General features: G+C 62.6%; 14 protein-coding genes. All 14 read left to right on the top strand.

From position 1 onward, the window contains the following. Nucleotides 1-78: 78 nt before the first annotated feature. The 14 genes from yaaA (at nucleotide 79) to ACN6NG_RS03600 (ending at nucleotide 17,826) form a co-directional block, all read left to right on the top strand. Entirely contained in the window at nucleotides 79-858 is a 780-nt protein-coding gene (gene yaaA / locus ACN6NG_RS03665; RefSeq protein ID WP_063422327.1) for a peroxide stress protein YaaA, read from the top strand. Between the two features lie 105 nt (nucleotides 859-963). Next, nucleotides 964-1,101, top strand: coding sequence for a hypothetical protein (locus tag ACN6NG_RS03660; protein WP_474312967.1), 138 nt, complete (start codon nucleotides 964-966; stop codon nucleotides 1,099-1,101). A gap of 615 nt (nucleotides 1,102-1,716) precedes the next feature. After that, the gene (locus ACN6NG_RS03655; protein ID WP_063422329.1) at nucleotides 1,717-3,033 is read left to right on the top strand and encodes a nucleotide sugar dehydrogenase; all 1,317 of its coding nucleotides are present in this window, start codon (nucleotides 1,717-1,719) and stop codon (nucleotides 3,031-3,033) included. A gap of 70 nt (nucleotides 3,034-3,103) precedes the next feature. Beyond that, complete coding sequence (locus ACN6NG_RS03650; RefSeq protein ID WP_059395152.1) at nucleotides 3,104-4,585, top strand: glycosyltransferase family 2 protein; 1,482 nt, start codon at nucleotides 3,104-3,106, stop codon at nucleotides 4,583-4,585. 37 nt (nucleotides 4,586-4,622) lie between these two features. Continuing rightward, the gene (locus tag ACN6NG_RS03645; protein ID WP_353455971.1) at nucleotides 4,623-5,789 is read left to right on the top strand and encodes an alginate biosynthesis protein Alg44; all 1,167 of its coding nucleotides are present in this window, start codon (nucleotides 4,623-4,625) and stop codon (nucleotides 5,787-5,789) included. Nucleotides 5,790-5,801: 12 nt separating this feature from the next. After that, on the top strand, nucleotides 5,802-7,229 hold the full coding sequence (gene algK, locus ACN6NG_RS03640; RefSeq protein WP_353455970.1) for an alginate biosynthesis TPR repeat lipoprotein AlgK: 1,428 nt from the start codon (nucleotides 5,802-5,804) through the stop codon (nucleotides 7,227-7,229). Beyond that, complete coding sequence (locus tag ACN6NG_RS03635) at nucleotides 7,226-8,704, top strand: alginate export family protein (protein WP_063422335.1); 1,479 nt, start codon at nucleotides 7,226-7,228, stop codon at nucleotides 8,702-8,704. The genes algK and ACN6NG_RS03635 overlap by 4 nt, the downstream gene beginning before the upstream one ends. A 22-nt stretch (nucleotides 8,705-8,726) precedes the next feature. Further along, nucleotides 8,727-10,286: a mannuronan 5-epimerase AlgG gene (algG, locus tag ACN6NG_RS03630; protein ID WP_016498005.1), complete on the top strand. Its 1,560-nt coding sequence runs from the start codon at nucleotides 8,727-8,729 to the stop codon at nucleotides 10,284-10,286. 13 nt (nucleotides 10,287-10,299) lie between these two features. Then, a complete protein-coding gene (locus ACN6NG_RS03625; RefSeq protein ID WP_016498004.1) occupies nucleotides 10,300-11,739 on the top strand; it encodes an alginate O-acetyltransferase in 1,440 nt (479 codons plus the stop codon). Between the two features lie 8 nt (nucleotides 11,740-11,747). Then, nucleotides 11,748-12,851 carry a mannuronate-specific alginate lyase gene (locus tag ACN6NG_RS03620; protein WP_474312966.1) on the top strand — a complete coding sequence of 368 codons (1,104 nt, stop codon included), beginning with the start codon at nucleotides 11,748-11,750 and terminating at the stop codon, nucleotides 12,849-12,851. Nucleotides 12,852-13,043: 192 nt separating this feature from the next. Continuing rightward, complete coding sequence (locus ACN6NG_RS03615; RefSeq protein WP_019470593.1) at nucleotides 13,044-14,501, top strand: MBOAT family O-acyltransferase; 1,458 nt, start codon at nucleotides 13,044-13,046, stop codon at nucleotides 14,499-14,501. Nucleotides 14,502-14,511: 10 nt separating this feature from the next. Continuing rightward, on the top strand, nucleotides 14,512-15,669 hold the full coding sequence (locus ACN6NG_RS03610) for an alginate O-acetyltransferase (protein ID WP_063422343.1): 1,158 nt from the start codon (nucleotides 14,512-14,514) through the stop codon (nucleotides 15,667-15,669). A gap of 20 nt (nucleotides 15,670-15,689) precedes the next feature. Then, the gene (locus ACN6NG_RS03605; protein ID WP_016489019.1) at nucleotides 15,690-16,337 is read left to right on the top strand and encodes an alginate O-acetyltransferase AlgF; all 648 of its coding nucleotides are present in this window, start codon (nucleotides 15,690-15,692) and stop codon (nucleotides 16,335-16,337) included. Nucleotides 16,338-16,371: 34 nt separating this feature from the next. Continuing rightward, nucleotides 16,372-17,826 carry a mannose-1-phosphate guanylyltransferase/mannose-6-phosphate isomerase gene (locus ACN6NG_RS03600; protein ID WP_059395156.1) on the top strand — a complete coding sequence of 485 codons (1,455 nt, stop codon included), beginning with the start codon at nucleotides 16,372-16,374 and terminating at the stop codon, nucleotides 17,824-17,826. Nucleotides 17,827-17,894: the final 68 nt, after the last annotated feature.

Genomic DNA, 17,894 nt, shown 5'->3' with positions numbered 1-17,894 from the left:
TGACTATCGTCGCCATAGTTTGGACTTGCACCGCCCAGCCCGTAGAATCTGTGGCCAACGATGCCAGGAGCCGACCCGATGCTGACGGTGATTTCCCCCGCCAAGACCCTCGACTACGACACCAAGCCTGTAACCGAGCGTTTCACCCTGCCCCAGTACCTGGACGACTCCCAGGAACTGATCCAGCAACTGCGCGAACTGTCGCCGGCGCAGATCAGCGAACTGATGCACCTGTCCGACAAGCTCGCTGGCCTGAACGCCGCCCGCTTCGGCAGCTGGACTCCGGACTTTACCCCGGCCAATGCCAAGCAGGCCCTGCTGGCGTTCAAGGGTGACGTGTACACCGGCCTTGACGCAGAGAGCCTGGGCGAGGACGACTTCAGCTACGCGCAAGACCACCTGCGCATGCTTTCGGGCCTGTACGGCCTGCTGCGCCCGCTCGACCTGATGCAGCCCTACCGCCTGGAAATGGGCACCAAGCTGGCCAACGCCCGCGGCAAGGACCTGTATGCCTTCTGGGGTACACGCATCAGCGAATGGCTGAACCAGGCCCTGGCCGAACAAGGCGATGACGTGCTGCTCAACCTGGCCAGCAACGAGTACTTCAGTGCAGTGAAACGCAGCGCGCTGAAGGCCCGGGTGATCAATGTCGACTTCAAGGACCTGAAAAACGGCCAGTACAAGATCATCAGCTTCTACGCAAAGAAGGCCCGCGGGATGATGAGCCGCTTCGTCATCCAGCAGCGCATCAGCGACCCGGAACAGCTCAAGCAGTTCGACGTGCAGGGGTACTACTACAGTGCCGAGCAGTCCAAGCCGGACCATCTGGTGTTTTTGCGGGATCATCCCGCGGAGTGACCCTGTAACGCCCTCTTCGCGGCTAAAGCCGCTCCCACATGAAGCGCAGAGCTCCCGGCCAGCGCCATACAAGTGGTAGCGGCTTGGGGCGAAGAGACGGCTGCCATGAAACAACCCTCCGCCCTGCAATGGGGCCCGCTGCAAATCGCCACCACGTCACGATTTCGGCGCCAGAAAACCGCCGACCATAGCTTTATCGCCAAACGCCATAAGACCGTTCATACCTTTTTTGACGAATTCTGAAAAAAATTTTCAGATGCTGGCATAAAAACATCTCGTAACAGTTACACCCTTGATAGACGGGGGTGAAACACCTGCGTGCTATCAAATTGAAACTGTCTACAACTGAATAAATATTTAGAAATCTTTCATTCGGAAGAAATCCACCGAGGAACTTCTCCTAGCGCCAATCGCTCATAGTGCCGTAACGATTTTCCTGCCTACGGGCTGTGAGAGATGACTTACAGATGACAACGGCAGGTATCTACTACCCGCCCTGGTAACTTCGACAGGTAGCACGGGATCCTCCGAAAGCCTTGTCCCTTGCAGGAGACGCGTCCCTTACACATCGTCCTAGTGGTTGATTTCAAAGGATTTATCCACTTGAAAAAACAAGCACAGCAACGCGCCAAGTAGCGCATTGCAATAACGACGGCTGCATTTCAGGGCACGTTTATTAATTAATGGCTTTTGACTGCCAACTTTGAGTGCATAACTTTTTGCGCTCCGGATTTATTTTGCCTGCGCTCGGCGAAGTGTGCATTCGCCATGGACCCGTGCGCCCGAAAACTGATGTTAATCAACCCAGCCCGGCTCTCTGCGGAGGCGTCGGCGTGATAAACACATGAGGTGATAGCGATGCGTATCAGCATCTTTGGTTTGGGTTATGTGGGTGCGGTTTGTGCAGGCTGCCTGACGGCGCGTGGCCACGAGGTAATCGGTGTGGACGTGTCCAGCACCAAGATCGACCTGATCAACCAGGGCAAGTCGCCCATCGTCGAACCTGGCCTGGAAGCACTGCTGCAACAGGGCATCGCCAACGGCCGCCTGCGTGGCACTACCGACTTCGCCGAAGCCATCCGCGCCAGCGACGTGTCGATGATTTGCGTGGGTACGCCCAGCAAGAAGAACGGCGACCTGGGCTTGGAATACATCGAGTCGGTGTGCCGTGAAATCGGCTACGTACTGCGCGACACCACCCGCCGGCACACCATCGTGGTGCGCAGCACCGTGCTGCCGGGTACCGTCAAGAATGTGGTCATCCCGATCCTCGAAGACTGCTCGGGCAAGAAAGCCGGCGTTGACTTCGGCGTCGCGGTCAACCCGGAATTCCTGCGAGAAAGCACGGCAATCAAAGACTACGACCAGCCACCGATGACCGTCATCGGCGAATTGGACAGCACCAGCGGCGACATCCTGCAAGGCCTGTACGAAGAACTCGACGCCCCGATCATCCGCAAGCCGATCGAAGTGGCCGAGATGATCAAGTACACCTGCAACGTGTGGCACGCCACCAAGGTCACCTTCGCCAACGAAATTGGCAACATCGCCAAGGCGGTAGGCGTCGATGGCCGTGACGTGATGGACGTGGTCTGCCAGGACACGGTGCTGAATCTGTCCCAGTACTACATGCGCCCCGGCTTTGCCTTCGGCGGTTCGTGCCTGCCCAAGGACGTGCGCGCCCTCACCTATCGTGCCGCCAGCCTCGACGTGCGCGCACCGCTGCTCGACTCGCTGATGCGCAGCAACGAATCGCAGGTGCAGAACGCCTTCGAGCTGATCGAAGCCCATGACAAGCGCAAGGTCGCCCTGCTCGGCCTGAGCTTCAAGGCCGGTACCGATGACCTGCGCGAAAGCCCGCTGGTAGAACTGGCCGAGCGCCTGATCGGCAAGGGTTACCAGTTGGACATCTTCGACGAGAACGTTCAGTACGCCCGCATGCATGGCGCCAACAAGGACTACATCGAGTCGAAGATCCCGCACGTGTCGTCGCTGCTCAATGCCGACCTCCAGCAGGTGATCGAGAACGCCGACATCATCGTCCTCGGCAACCGTGACGAGCAGTTCCGTGCACTGGCCCAGCAAGCGCCAGCCGGCAAGCAGGTAATCGACCTGGTCGGTTTCATGAGCAACCCGTCCAGCACCACCAACCGTACCGAAGGCATCTGCTGGTAAGCCCTCGGCCGGGCAACGCAGGCGAGCCTGCGTTGCCCACCCTTTCCCGAATTCTCGACGGATGCTGAACATGCAAAGGCTCCAGACAGTGCTGTTGCAGTGCGCCGGGTGGCTGCTCTACATGAGCCTGCTCATGCTGATCGCCCTGGCCCTGCCAGCCGATATCTTCGACTCGCAGTCGAAGCACTTCATCTTCCTGGTCGGCGCAGTCGGCATCTGGCGCTATTCCATGGGCGCCACCCATTTCATCCGCGGAATGATCTTCCTCTACGGCGTGTACCCGTACCTGCGCCGCAAGGTGCAGAAAATGGGTAACGCCACCGACCCGTCGCACGTTTACCTGATGGTCACCAGCTTCCGTATCGAGGCGTTGACCACTGCCCAGGTGTACAGCTCGGTGATCCGCGAGGCGATCAACTGCGGCTTCCCCACCACCGTGGTCTGCTCGCTGGTGGAAATGTCGGATGAACTGCTGGTGAAGAGCCTGTGGGCCAAGTACAACCCGCCGGCCCACGTGAAGCTGGACATCGTGCGCATTGCCGGTACCGGCAAGCGCGATGGCCTGGCCTACGGCTTCCGCGCCATCTCGCGCATGCTGCCGGACGAGAACGCCGTGGTGGCCGTGATTGACGGCGACACCGTGCTGGCCGATGGCGTGGTCCGCAAGACTGTGCCGTGGTTCAAGCTGTTCCCCAACGTTGGCGGCCTGACCACCAACGAGTTCTGCGAAGTCCGTGGCGGCTACATCATGAGCGAGTGGCACAAGCTGCGCTTCGCCCAGCGCCACATCAACATGTGCTCAATGGCCCTGTCCAAGCGCGTGCTGACCATGACCGGGCGCATGTCGATGTTCCGCGCAAGCGTGGTGACCAACCCCGAGTTCATCGCCGACGTCGAAAGCGATTCGCTGATGCACTGGCGCCTGGGCCGCTTCAAGTTCCTTACCGGTGACGACAAATCCAGCTGGTTTAGCTTGATGCGCCTGGGTTACGACACCTTCTACGTGCCGGACGCCGCCATCAACACGGTCGAGCACCCGCCAGAAAAGAGCTTCTTCAAGGCCAGCCGCAAGCTGATGTACCGCTGGTACGGCAACAACCTGCGGCAGAACTCCCGTGCACTGGGCCTGGGCCTGGGCCGTCTGGGGCTGTTCACCAGCATCGTGCTGTTCGACCAGCGCGTGTCGATGTGGACCAGCCTGCTGGGGCTGACCGTGGCGGTGATCGCCAGCCTCAAGTTCGGCCTGGCCTTCCTGCTGGTGTACCTGCTGTGGATCGGCATCACCCGCCTGATCCTCACCATCATGCTGCTGTGCTCTGGCCACAACGTGGGCCCGGCCTACCCGCTGATTCTCTATTACAACCAGATCATCGGCGCGCTGATGAAGATCTACGTGTTCTTCCGCCTCGACAAGCAGTCCTGGACGCGTCAGCCCACTGCCCTCAAGCGTGACCTCGCCAGCTTTCAACAATGGTTCAACACCTGGTCCTCGCGGACCATGACCTTCTCGGCTGCCAGCATCTTCGTTGCTGTGCTGTTCATGGTCGTGTGAGCCCAACCCGGATCGGATCTAACAGGAACAAACCACCATGAATACCGCCGTGAACGTCAATGTCGTGCATGAGTCCGAAGCCCAGCGCCAACACGCCCGGGTGCGCATTCCCGCCAAGCTGCGTTTTCTGGACGCCCAGCGCCAAACCCACGAAGTGAAGGTCGACGACCTTTCCGCCGGTGGCCTGAGCTTCCACACCAAGCAGCAACTGTCGGTGGGCGATGTGCTGCGCGGGCGCCTGCAGTTCGTGGTCGACAACCTGGGCCTGTCGATCGACATCGAGTTCCAGGTGCGCTCATACAACCCGGACAATGGCCGTACCGGTGCGCAGTTCCAGAACCTTGAACCACGCGATATCGCCACGCTGCGGCACATCATCACCAGCCACCTGTCGGGTGAGCTGATCAGCATCGGCGATGTGCTCAGCACCCTGCAGCGCGACAACTTCACCAAGGCACGCAAGCAGAAGGATGGTGGTTCGGGCCTGAGCGCCTTCGGCCGGCTCAAGGCCGTCACCGTCACCCTCGGCGTGTTCGTGGTCGGCGTCGCGGCGTTCGGCTTCGTCGCCAAGTCGCTGTACGGCATGTACTTCGTCAGCCACGCCGAAGCCGGTGTGGTCGCGGTACCGACCACCACTGTCACCATGCCGCGCGACGGCACCGTGAGCAGCCTCATCGAAAGCGGTGGGCAGATAGCCAAGGGCGCACCACTGGCCAGCTTCACCACCAGCATGCTGGACATGCTCAAGGGCAACCTGGACGACGCGCAGCTGGAACCGGCGAAGATCGAGGAACTGTTCGGCAAGCAGCTGTCCGGCACCCTCACCAGCCCCTGCGATTGCGTGGTCGCCCGCCAGCTGGTGGACGATGGCCAGTACGCAGCCAAGGGCCAGGCGATCTTCCAGCTGATCCCGCGCACCACCACGCCGATGGTCGAGGCGCGCTTCAGCTACCGCCAGTTCGACGAGGTCAAGCCAGGTACCCGGGTCAACTTCCAGGTCGCCGGCGAAGACGAAGTGCGCACCGGCCAGATCGTCAGCAGCACCAGCCTCAACAGCGAAGACCTGTCCTCCGACATCCGCGTGCAGATCAAGCCTGACAGTGGCATGCCCGCCGAACTCGCCGGCCGCCCGGCAGCGGTCAACAGCGACCGTGGCCCGTCAATGAACTGGCTGATCGACAAAGCCGTGGCCCGTGGGCTGTAAGAGGATCTCCGCATGATTCCCTACAAGAAGCGCGCAAACCTGGGCCTGTGTGCCCTGGCTGCTGCCATCACCCTGGCCGGCTGTGCCGGCCTGCCTGACCAGCGCCTGGCCAACGAAGCCCTGAAGCGCGGCGACACGGCATTGGCCGAGCGCAACTACAAGGCCCTGGCCGACCTGGGCTACAGCGAAGCGCAGGTGGGCCTGGCGGATATCAAGGTGGCCACCCGCGACCCGTCGCAAATCAAGGAAGCCGAGGCCACCTACCGCGCCGCGGCCGCCACCTCGCCCCGTGCCCAGGCGCGCCTTGGCCGCCTGCTGGTGGCCAAGCCCGACAGCACCCAGGCCGAACGCGAGGAAGCCGAAACCCTGCTCAAGCAGGCCGCGAAACAGGGCGAAAGCAACACCCTGATTCCGCTGGCCATGCTCTACCTCAGCTACCCGCAGAGCTTCCCCAAGGTCAACGCGCAGCAGCAGATCGACCAGTGGCGCGCCGCCGGCAACCCCGAAGCGGGCCTGGCCCAGGTGCTGCTGTACCGCACCCAGGGCACCTACGACCAGCACTTGGACGACGTGGAAAAGATCTGCAAGGCCGCGCTGAGCACCACCGACATCTGCTACGTCGAACTGGCCACCGTGTACCAGAAACGTAGCCAGGCCGACCAGCAAGCCGCCCTGCTCGGCCAACTGAAATCCGCCTACGCCCGTGGCGCCGTACCAGCCACCCGGGTCGACAGCGTTGCCCGGGTACTGGCCGACCGCAGCCTGGGCCAGACCGACGAGAAAACCGCCAAGGACCTGCTCGAACAGGTAGCCCCGGCCAACCCGGCATCCTGGGTCAGCCTGGCGCAACTGCTGTACGACTTCCCCGAGCTGGGCGACACCGACCAGCTGCTGGCCTACATCGACAAGGGCCGCGAGGCCGAACAGCCACGCGCCGAACTGTTGCTGGGCCGCCTGTACTACGAAGGCAAAACCCTGCCGGCCGACGCCAAAAAAGCCGAGCAGCACCTGCAAGCCGCCGCCGACGCCGGTGAAATCAGCGCCCACTACTACCTGGGCCAGCTGTACCGCCGCGGCTACTTGGGCAATGTCGAGCCGCAGAAGGCCGTCGACAACCTGCTGGCCGCCGCCCGTGGCGGGCAGAACAGCGCCGACTATGCGCTGGCCCAGTTGTTCAGCGAAGGCCACGGCATCCGTCCGCAACCGGGCAATGCCTGGGTGTTCGCGCAGTTGTCCCAGGCCAACCCGACGCCGCAGTCGACAGAAATGCTCCAGCAGCTCGACCAGCAACTGACCCCTGACCAGCGCAGCCAGGCCCAGCAACTGCTGGCGCAAGAAAAGCAGGCGCGCGGCAGCATGGCGCAGGGGGCGAACAGCACCCTGGCCATCGAAGCCCTGCAAGACGACGAAAAAGAAGTAGACGGTGAGGACTCGCTATGACGCTTAATCCCTTCGTGAAAGCTGGCATCGGCCTGAGCTTCGCCCTGCTGTGGTCCTGCCCGACCCTGGCGGAAATGACCGCCGAGAAAAACTTCGGCCTGGACGTGAAAATCACCGGCCAGTCGGAAGACGACCGTGACCTGGGCACCCGCGCTGGCGGCGACGTCAACGGCCTGGGCCTGGACCTGCGCCCCTGGGTGTATGGCGAGCGCGGTAACTGGAGTGCCTATGCAATGGGCCAGGCAGTCGCCGCTACCGACACCATCGAAACCGACACCCTGCGCCAGAACGACGACGGCACCAGTACCGAAACCGGTGACGACAGCCGCCAACCGGACAAGAACTACCTGGCCATGCGCGAGTTCTGGGTCGGGTACAGCGGCCTCACCGCCTACCCAGGCGAGCAACTGCGCCTGGGTCGCCAACGCCTGCGCAGCGACGATGGCATGTGGCGCGACACCAACATCGAAGCGCTGAACTGGACCTTCGACACCACCCTGCTCAAGGCCGACCTGGGCGTGGCCCAGCGCTTCAGCGAGTACCGCACCGACCTCACCGAACTGGCCCCGGAAGACAAGGACCGCACGCACATCTACGGCAACGTCGCCACGCAGTGGACCCCTGGCCACTGGGTAGGCGTACGCGCCCACCACACCCATGACAGCGGCAGCCTGAAGAACCCGGGCGAAACCGTCGATGCGCTGGACAAGACCCGCACCGGCGACCTGACCTGGCTGGGCCTTGAAGCCAACAGCGACGCCTACAACTGGCGCAACGACCACACCGTCAACTACTGGGGCAGCGTCACCTGGCTGACCGGTGACCGCGACAAGCTCAGCAGCCAGGCCGTAGGCGACGAGCAAGTTGCCACCGGCAAGCAGAGCGGCGACGTCAACGCCTGGGCCACCGACCTCGGCATCCGCCTGCGCCTGGACCCGCAATGGCAGGTCGGTGCGGCCTACGCCCGTGGCAGCGGCGGCGGTGGCGACGACGGCTCGAACAACTTCGAGCAGACCGGCCTTGAAAGCAACCGCTCCAACTTTACCGGCACCCGCTCGCGCGTGCACCGCTTCGGCGAAGCCTTCCGCGGCGAGCTGGGCAACCTGCAGGCAGCCACCCTGTTCGCCTCGTGGCAGCTGCGCGACGACTACGACGCCAGCCTGATCTACCACAAGTTCTGGCGTGTCGACGGCAACCAGAACATCGGCTCCAGCGGCATCAACGCGGTGGTCAACGACAACGGCGTGAACCGCCCGCTGGTCGATGGCGAAAAAGACCTTGGCCAAGAGATGGACGTGGTCGTGACCAAGTACTTCAAGCAAGGCCTGCTGCCAGCGTCCATGAGCCAGGCGATCGACGAACCGTCCGCCCTGGTGCGCTTGCGTGCCGGTGTGTTCAAGCCGGGCGACGCCTACGGCAAGGAAGCGGACTCGTACATGCACCGCGCCTTCGTCGATGTGATCTGGCGCTTCTGAGGCCGGTAGGGGACTGACCGTTATGAACCTTCACCCGCACTTACGTCACAGCCTGTTGGCCAGCGCCTTGCTGCTGGCCAGCGGCCTGGTCGCTGCCGCAGAACCTAAGGTGATCGCCAAGGAGCTGCAGCAGGCCAAGACCTACACCGTGGCCAGCGCACCGATCGAGCCGCTGCAGATGGACCCGCCAAAGCTGCCCGACCTGACCGGCTTCACCGCCGAAGCGGTGCAGAAGAAAATCGACCGCCGCCACAAAGGCAAGGTCAGCCTGCGCCGCATGTTCCAGGAGGACACCCTCAAGGAGTTCGTCGGCGGCGACAACAAGGCAGCCGAGTGGGTGCAGCGCCAGCACGGCATCCCGCAGGCAATCTTCGTCGATGACGGCCATATCGACCTGGTCGAGCTGAGCAAGAAGGTACCCAAGCAATACCTCAGCGAGGTCGAGCCTGGGGTTTACCTGGCACGCCTGCCAATCGTGGTCGGGCAAAAGGGCATCCTCGAGATCGACGGCAAGGTCAAGCAGCTGCGCCTGTCCCAGGAAGGCGGTTCGTTCCTGGTCAATGACGGCAAGCTGTTCGTCACCGATACCCAGGTGACCGGCTGGCGCGAAAAGGACAACGGCCCGGCGACCTTCCGCTCGCCCAAGGAATTCCGCCCGTTCCTGCTGTCGTGGGGCGGTACCGAGACCTACATCGTCAACACGAAGATGGCCAGCTTCGGCTATGCCAAGTCCAAGTCGTATGGCGTGAGCATTTCGCAGTACACGCCGAACATGGCCAAGCGCATGGGCCGCCCGGAACCTACCGGCTGGATCATCGGCTCGGAGTTCAGCGACATGTGGTACGGCTTCTACTGCTACGAGACGCAGGACTTCGTGGTCAAAGACAGCACCTACCGCGACAACATCGTCTACGGCATCGACCCGCACGACCGTTCGCACCGCCTGATCATCGCCGGCAACACCGTGTACGGCACCAAGAAGAAGCACGGCATCATCGTTTCGCGTGAGGTGAACGACAGCTGGATCATCAACAACAAGAGCTATGACAACAAGCTCTCGGGCGTGGTGATCGACCGTAACAGCGTCAACAACCTGATCGCCTACAACCAGATCTACCGCAACCACACCGACGGCATCACCCTGTACGAAAGCGGCGACAACCTGATTTGGGGCAACAAGCTGATCAACAACCGCCGCCACGGCATCCGCGTGCGCAACAGCGTGAACATTCGCCTGTACGAAAACGTCGCAATGGCGAACGGCCTGGTGGGCGTGTACGGCCACATCAAGGACTTGTCCGACACCGACCGCGACATCGCCCTTGACCCGTTCGACACCAAGGTGTCGCTGATCGTGGTGGGTGGCGAGCTGGCGGCCAATGGCTCCGGCCCACTGTCGATCGACTCGCCGCTGTCGGTCGAGCTGTACAAGGTGTCGATGCTCGCCCCGCGCAAGGCCAGCGGCATCAGCCTCAACGGCATCCTCGGCGAGCGCCAGGACGAAATCCTCGACCTGCTGGTGCGCCAGCAAAAGGCTGTGCTGATCGACCCGGTCGAACGCCAGACCGAAATGATCGATTAAGGAAGCCCAGACCATGACTCCACACCTGATGAAACTGCTGGGCCTGTCCGCCGCCCTCCTGGCGATCAGCCAAGGCGTACGCGCCGAAGAAGTGAAGGCCCCCACCTTCAGCGCCGAGCCCTGCTGCCAGCTGTGCCCCGAAGCGCACGACGCCAGCCGCTACACCACCCGTTACCAGCAGAACTTCACTACGCTGGTGCAGGCCAAGGGCGACTGGCTGTTCCGTACCCGCGAAGACCTGCGCACCGAGTTCAACACCACCCCGGCCGGCTACAAGCGCCTGCAACAAGTGCATGACGCCTTCAAGAAGCGCGGCGTGGAACTGGTGGTGGTGTACCAGCCGACCCGTGGCCTGGTGAACCGCAACATGCTCAACCCGGCCGAGAAAGCCGCCTTCGACTACCAGAAGGCCTTGGGCAACTACCAGGCCATGCTCAAGCGCTTCGCCAGCATGGGCTACAACGTGCCCGACCTGTCGCCGCTGACCAACGAGCAACTGGCCGCCGCCGACCAGGGCAAGGACTTCTACTTCCGTGGCGACCAGCACTGGACGCCATATGGCGCCGAGCGCGCTGCCAAAATCGTGGCCGACACCGTGCACAGGATGCCGGCCTTCGAAGGCATCCCGCGCAAGGAATTCGAAACGAAGAAATCCGGGCGCATGGGCAAGACCGGCACCCTGCACAACGTCGCCGGCCAACTGTGCGGCACCAGCTACGCGGTGCAGTACATGGACCAGTTCGCCACCGAGCCGAAAGGCTCCAGCGGCGGCGACGACCTGTTCGGTGACAGCGGCAACGCGCAGATCACCCTGGTCGGCACCAGCCACAGTGGCAAGAACTACAACTTCTCGGGCTTCCTCGAGCAATACATCGGCGCCGACGTGCTCAACGTCGCCTTCCCTGGCGGCGGTCTGGAAGGCTCGATGATCCAGTACCTGGGCAGCGAGGAATTCCAGAAGAACCCGCCGAAGATCCTGGTGTGGGAATTCTCCCCGCTTTACCGCCTGGACCAGGAAACGATCTGGCGGCAAATCCTTGGCCTGCTCGATGACGGCTGCGACGACCGCCCGGCCCTGATGAGCGCCAGCACTACCCTCAAGCCCGGCAAGAACGAGCTGATGGTCAACGGCAAGGGCGGCGTGATCAAAGACCTGATCAACCGCAACCTGCAGATGGACGTCAAGTTCGAAGACCCGTCGGTGAAGGTGCTGCAGGCCACCCTCTGGTACCTCAACGGCCGCCACGAGGACATCAAGCTGGAAAAACCGGAAACCTCCGACACCGACGGCCGCTTTGTCTTCCAGATGCGCGAAGACGAAGACTGGGCCAGCCAGAGCCTGCTGGCGTTCGAGGTACAGGGGCCGGAAAACGGCACCCAGAAGGTCGAGGCCAAGCTCTGCAAACGCAACAACTTCGCCGTGCCTGCGCAAACCGCGCAGGCCGGCCAGTGAGGCGACCCATGACCCATCTGAAGCACATCTTTCGCCCCGCCCTCCTCGCGTTGGCCCTGTTCGGCGGTGCCGCGCACGCCGCGCTGGTACCACCCCAGGGTTACTACGAGGGGATCGAAAAGCTCAAGACCGGTGACGGCAACTTCCGCTGTGAAGCGGCGCCCAAGCCCTACACCGGCGCACTGCAGTTCCGCAGCAAGTACGAAGGCTCGGACAAGGCACGGGCGACGCTCAACGCAGCCTCGGAAAAGGCCTTCCGCAAGTCGACCGAAGACATCACCACCCTTGAGAAAGGCGTGAGCAAGATGGTGGGCCAGTACATGCGCGACGGTCGCCCGGCGCAGCTGGACTGCACCCTGGCGTGGCTGGGCACCTGGGCCCGCGCCGATGCGTTGTTGTCCACCGACTACAACCACACCGGCAAGTCGATGCGCAAATGGGCGCTGGGCAGCATGAGCGGTTCGTGGCTGCGCCTGAAGTTTTCCAACTCGCAGCCACTGGCCGCGCACCGGGCCGAGGCCGAGCTGATCGAAAAATGGTTCGCCCGCCTGGCCGAACAGACCGTGCGCGACTGGAGCGACCTGCCGCTGGAGAAGATCAACAACCACAGCTACTGGGCCGCTTGGTCGGTCATGGCTACCGCCGTCGCCACCGACCGCCACGACCTGTTCGACTGGGCCGTGAAGGAATACAAGGTCGGCGCCAACCAGGTCGATGACCAAGGCTTCCTGCCCAACGAAATCAAGCGCAAGCAGCGTGCGCTGGCTTACCACAACTACGCCCTGCCGCCGCTGGCGATGATTGCCAGCTTCGCCCAGGCCAACAACGTCGACCTGCGCAGCGAGAACAACTTTGCCCTGCAGCGCCTCGGCGAAGGTGTACTGGCCGGTGCACGCGACCCCAGCCACTTCAAGGCGCGTGCCGGTGAGAAACAGGACATGACCGACCTCAAGGTCGACGGCAAGTACGCCTGGCTCGAGCCCTGGTGTGCGCTGTACCACTGCGTTGGCGACACGCTTGAGCGCAAGCACGACATGCAGCCGTTCAACAGCTTCCGGCTGGGCGGGGACCTGACCCGGGTTTATGACCCGAACGCAGAGAGCAAAAAGTAACGCAAAACCCCTGTAGGAGCTGGCTTGCCTGCGATGGGCCGCAAAGCGGCCCCCGACAATCGCAGGGCAAGGCTTCGCCTTGCATCGCAGGCAAGCCAGCTCCTACAGGAATCTAGGTAGCCCGCCACATTTTTGTGGGGGGTTTGGGGGGCGCTTTGCCCTGGATGCTGTGAACAAATTAGGAGAACCGGGATGGTCTTCTCGTCCAACGTGTTCCTGTTCCTGTTCTTGCCGATCTTCCTCGGCCTGTATTACTTGAGCGGGCAACGCTATCGCAACCTGCTGCTGCTGGTCGCCAGCTACATCTTCTATGCCTGGTGGCGGGTGGACTTCCTGGCCCTGTTCGCCGGGGTCACCCTGTGGAACTACTGGATCGGCCTCAAGGTGGGTGCCGCCGGCGTGCGCACCAAACCCGCCCAGCGCTGGCTGCTGCTCGGTGTGGGCGTCGACCTGGCAATCCTTGGCTACTTCAAGTACGCCAACTTCGGCGTCGACAGCCTGAACGCGATCATGACCTCGTTCGGCCTGGAGCCGTTCATCCTCACCCACGTGCTGCTGCCGATCGGTATCTCGTTCTACATCTTCGAGTCGATCAGCTACATCATCGACGTGTACCGCGGCGACACCCCGGCTACCCGCAACCTGATCGACTTCGCAGCATTCGTGGCGATCTTCCCGCACCTGATCGCCGGCCCCGTACTGCGCTTCAAGGACCTGGTCGACCAGTTCAACAACCGCACCCATACCCTGGACAAGTTCTCCGAAGGCTGCACCCGCTTCATGCAGGGCTTCATCAAGAAAGTGTTCATCGCCGACACCCTGGCCGTGGTCGCCGACCACTGCTTCGCCCTGCAAAACCCGACCACGGGTGACGCCTGGCTGGGCGCGCTGGCCTACACCGCGCAGCTGTACTTCGACTTCAGCGGCTACAGCGACATGGCCATCGGCCTGGGCCTGATGATGGGCTTCCGCTTCATGGAGAACTTCAAGCAGCCGTACATCAGCCAGTCAATCACCGAGTTCTGGCGGCGCTGGCACATCAGCCTGTCGACCTGGCTGCGCGACTACCTGTACATCACCCTGGGCGGTAACCGCAAAGGCACCTTCAACACCTACCGCAACCTGTTCCTGACCATGCTGCTGGGCGGCCTGTGGCACGGTGCCAACTTCACCTACATCATCTGGGGCGCCTGGCACGGCATGTGGCTGGCCATCGAGCGTGCGCTTGGCCTCGACACCAACCCGCAGCGCTTCAACCCGGTCAAATGGGCCTTCACCTTCCTGCTTGTGGTGGTCGGCTGGGTGATCTTCCGCGCCGAAAACCTGCATGTGGCCGGCCGCATGTACGGCGCCATGTTCAGCTTCGGCGACTGGCAGCTGTCGGAACTCAACAGCGCCCAGCTTACCGGCCTGCAAGTGGCCACCCTGATCGTCGCCTACCTCTCCCTGGCGTTCTTCGGCCTGCGTGATTTCTACCGCAATGCCAAGCCAACGCCCCAGGCCACACCGGTGCAGGTCAACAACGACGGCTCGATCGGCCTGGACTGGACCCGGGTGATGACCCGCGCCCTGGTGCTGCTGCTGTTCGTGGCCTCGATCCTCAAGCTTTCGGCGCAAAGTTACTCGCCGTTCCTGTACTTCCAGTTCTGAGGCCGATGACATGAACCGCACATTACGCATTACTTACTCCCTGTCGTTCCTCGGTTTGCTGGTGGGCATGGGCGTGTGGTCCACCGGTGGCCTGCAAAGCTTTCAGCGCACCGAGCAGATGACCCTGCTCAACGGCAAGCTGGCCAAGGCCGCCGAGACCCACTACGACGCCGAGTTCCCGATCAAGCGCCTGGGCACCAACCTTTGGGCGGCCATGGACTTCAAGCTGTTCAACGAGGGCCGCCCCGGTGTGGTGCTGGGCCGCGACCAATGGCTGTTCAGTGACGAAGAGTTCAAGCCCACGGCTGGCGCCGAACAGCTGATGCAGGAAAACCTGGCGCTGGTCCGTGGCGTGCGCGACACCTTGCAGCAGCACGGCAGCCAGCTGGTGCTGGCGATCATCCCGGCCAAGGCGCGCCTCTATTCGGAATACCTGGGCAAGGAGCAGCCGGCCAGCCTGCACGATGACCTGTACAACCAGTTCCATGCCCAGGTGCGCCAGGCCAACGTGTTCGCCCCGGACCTGCAAGCGGCCATGGAACAAGCCAAAGCTCGCGGCCAGGTATTCCTGCGCACCGACACCCACTGGACACCGATGGGCGCCGAAGTCGCCGCCCAGGCGCTGGCCGAGGCTGTAAGCCGGCAGAACCTGCTCAACGGTGACCCGCAAACCTTCGTCACCGAAGCCGGCAGCACGGCGCCCTACAAAGGCGACCTGACCAACTTCCTGCCACTGGACCCGCTGTTCAGTAACCTGCTGCCGGCCCCGGACAACCTGCAACAACGCAGCACCCGCCCGGCGCAAGCCGAGGGTGAAGGCGACGATGCACTGTTCGCCAACAACGAGATCCCGGTCGCACTGGTGGGTACCAGCTACAGCGCCAACCCGCACTGGAACTTCCTAGGCGCGCTGCAGCAGGCCCTGCGCAGCGACGTCGCCAACTACGCCGAAGACGGCCACGGCCCATTGCTGCCGATGCTCAAGTACCTGCAAAGCGATGCCTTCAAGAACGCCGCACCGCAAGTGGTGGTGTGGGAATTCCCCGAACGTTATCTGCCGATGAAAAACGACCTCAGCAGCTTCGATCCACAGTGGATCGCCCAGCTGAAAAACTCCCGTAAATCCGAAGAAAACCTGGCCTTGTCGTCCACTCGGACGAACCACTGAACGATAGAGAGGAAATGCACATGACTACCAAGACTTCCATTGCCAAAGCCCTCACCCTCGCGGCCGGCCTTTCCCTTGCTTCAATGCAGGCCTTCGCCGGTGCCGACGCCGCCCTGTACGGCCCGAGCGCACCGAAAGGCTCGACATTCGTGCGCCTGTACAACGCAGCCAGCGCACCGGCCGCCGCGTCGGTCGGCAACACCCAGATCAAGCAGGTTGGCGCCCAGGCCAGCAGCGACTTCAGCTTCCTGCCAGGCGGTGACTACACCGCCCAGGTCGGCGGCAAGAGCGTGCCGGTGAAGCTGGCCTCGGACAAGTACTACACCCTGGTCAACAGCGGCACCGGTAACCCGCAGCTGATCGAAGAACCACCGTTCAAGAACAAGCAGAAAGCCCTGGTGCGCGTGCAGAACCTGAGCGACCAGCAGCTGACCCTGAAAACCGCCGACGGCAAGACCGAAGTGGTCAAGCCGGTGGCCGCCAACGGCCGAGGCGAGCGCGAAATCAACCCGGTCAAGGTCAACCTGGCGCTGTACCAAGGTGACAAGAAAGTGGGTGACGTGAAACCCGTCGCTCTGGAGCGCGGCGAAGCCGCCGTGCTGTACGTAACCGGTTCCGGCAACGCCTTGTCGCCGGTGTGGGTAACTCGCCCCGTGGCTAGCAACTGATCCCCCTGCCTTTAACGACTATTGGAGAAACATGATGATCCCGGTAATTCTTTCTGGTGGTAGCGGTTCGCGTCTGTGGCCTCTGTCGCGCAAGCAGTTCCCCAAACAGTTCCTGGCCCTGACCGGCGAACACACCCTGTTCCAGCAAACCATCGAGCGCTTGGCGTTCGAAGGCATGGACACGCCAATCGTGGTCTGCAACAAGGACCATAAATTCATCGTCCAGGAACAGCTGGCTGCGCTGAAGCTGGAAACCCAAGGCATCCTGATGGAGCCGTTCGGCCGTAACACCGCGCCGGCCGTGGCCCTGGCCGCCATGAAACTGGTCAACGAAGGCCGCGACGAGCTGATGCTGGTGCTGCCCGCCGACCACGTGATCGACGACCAGAAGGCCCTGCAGCGCGCCCTGGCTCTGGCCACCATCGCCGCCGAGCGTGGCGAAATGGTGCTGTTCGGCGTGCCGGCGACCAAGCCGGAAACCGGCTACGGCTACATCCGCTCCAGCCAGGACGCCCTGCTGCCCGAGGGCGTGGCGCGCGTGGCCCAGTTTGTTGAAAAACCCGATGAAAAACGTGCAGCCGAGTTCGTCCAGGCCGGTGGCTACTTCTGGAACAGTGGCATGTTCCTGTTCCGTGCCAGCCGCCTCCTCGAAGAACTGAAAAAGCACGACGGCGATATCTATGACACCTGCGTGCTGGCCCTGGAGCGCAGCGAGGAAGAGGGCGATGTGCTGAGCATCGACGAAGCCACCTTCGCCTGCTGCCCAGACAACTCCATCGACTACGCGGTGATGGAAAAGACCCAGCGCGCCTGCGTGGTGCCGATGTCTGCCGGGTGGAGCGACGTGGGCTGCTGGTCGTCGCTGTGGGATGTGCATGAGAAGGACGACAACGGCAACGTCACCAAGGGCGACGTGGTGGTGCAGGACAGCCGCAACTGCATGATCCACGGCAACGGCAAGCTGGTGTCGGTGATCGGCCTTGAGAACATTGTGGTGGTCGAGACCAAGGACGCCATGATGATTGCCCACAAGGACAAGGTCCAGGGCGTCAAGCAGATGGTCAAGACCCTCGACGAGCAGGGCCGTACTGAAACCCAGAACCACCTGGAAGTGTATCGCCCATGGGGCTCGTACGACTCGGTGGACATGGGCGGCCGCTTCCAGGTCAAGCACATCACCGTCAAGCCGGGTGCCAGCCTGTCGCTGCAGATGCACCACCATCGCGCCGAGCACTGGATCGTGGTGTCCGGCACTGCCGAGGTCACCTGTGACGAGAACGTGTTCCTGCTGACCGAGAACCAGTCGACCTACATCCCGATCGCCTCGGTGCACCGCCTGCGCAACCCGGGCAAGATCCCGCTGGAGATCATCGAAGTGCAGTCCGGCAGCTACCTGGGCGAGGATGACATCGAGCGCTTCGAGGATGTGTATGGCCGCACCTCCACGCCGGTCGAGCGTGGGGTATCGGTCAAGACCATTGCCCAATAAGTGAACCTTGGGGCCGCTTTGCGGCCCTGTCGCGGGACAAGCCCGCTCCCACAAAGGCTGGGAGCGGG

This window comes from Pseudomonas sp. TSO6, assembly GCF_056098905.1.
Note: the sequence above shows the minus strand (reverse complement) of the source record. Positions and strands in the feature narration are given on the sequence as shown.

What these genes read in the sequence shown, in the direction of transcription:
- yaaA (WP_063422327.1), top strand. Translation starts at nt 79, where the DNA reads ATGCTGACGGTGATTTCCCCCGCCAAGACCCTCGACTACGACACCAAG.
- ACN6NG_RS03660 (WP_474312967.1), top strand. Translation starts at nt 964, where the DNA reads ATGAAACAACCCTCCGCCCTGCAATGGGGCCCGCTGCAAATCGCCACC.
- ACN6NG_RS03655 (WP_063422329.1), top strand. Translation starts at nt 1,717, where the DNA reads ATGCGTATCAGCATCTTTGGTTTGGGTTATGTGGGTGCGGTTTGTGCA.
- ACN6NG_RS03650 (WP_059395152.1), top strand. Translation starts at nt 3,104, where the DNA reads ATGCAAAGGCTCCAGACAGTGCTGTTGCAGTGCGCCGGGTGGCTGCTC.
- ACN6NG_RS03645 (WP_353455971.1), top strand. Translation starts at nt 4,623, where the DNA reads ATGAATACCGCCGTGAACGTCAATGTCGTGCATGAGTCCGAAGCCCAG.
- algK (WP_353455970.1), top strand. Translation starts at nt 5,802, where the DNA reads ATGATTCCCTACAAGAAGCGCGCAAACCTGGGCCTGTGTGCCCTGGCT.
- ACN6NG_RS03635 (WP_063422335.1), top strand. Translation starts at nt 7,226, where the DNA reads ATGACGCTTAATCCCTTCGTGAAAGCTGGCATCGGCCTGAGCTTCGCC.
- algG (WP_016498005.1), top strand. Translation starts at nt 8,727, where the DNA reads ATGAACCTTCACCCGCACTTACGTCACAGCCTGTTGGCCAGCGCCTTG.
- ACN6NG_RS03625 (WP_016498004.1), top strand. Translation starts at nt 10,300, where the DNA reads ATGACTCCACACCTGATGAAACTGCTGGGCCTGTCCGCCGCCCTCCTG.
- ACN6NG_RS03620 (WP_474312966.1), top strand. Translation starts at nt 11,748, where the DNA reads ATGACCCATCTGAAGCACATCTTTCGCCCCGCCCTCCTCGCGTTGGCC.
- ACN6NG_RS03615 (WP_019470593.1), top strand. Translation starts at nt 13,044, where the DNA reads ATGGTCTTCTCGTCCAACGTGTTCCTGTTCCTGTTCTTGCCGATCTTC.
- ACN6NG_RS03610 (WP_063422343.1), top strand. Translation starts at nt 14,512, where the DNA reads ATGAACCGCACATTACGCATTACTTACTCCCTGTCGTTCCTCGGTTTG.
- ACN6NG_RS03605 (WP_016489019.1), top strand. Translation starts at nt 15,690, where the DNA reads ATGACTACCAAGACTTCCATTGCCAAAGCCCTCACCCTCGCGGCCGGC.
- ACN6NG_RS03600 (WP_059395156.1), top strand. Translation starts at nt 16,372, where the DNA reads ATGATCCCGGTAATTCTTTCTGGTGGTAGCGGTTCGCGTCTGTGGCCT.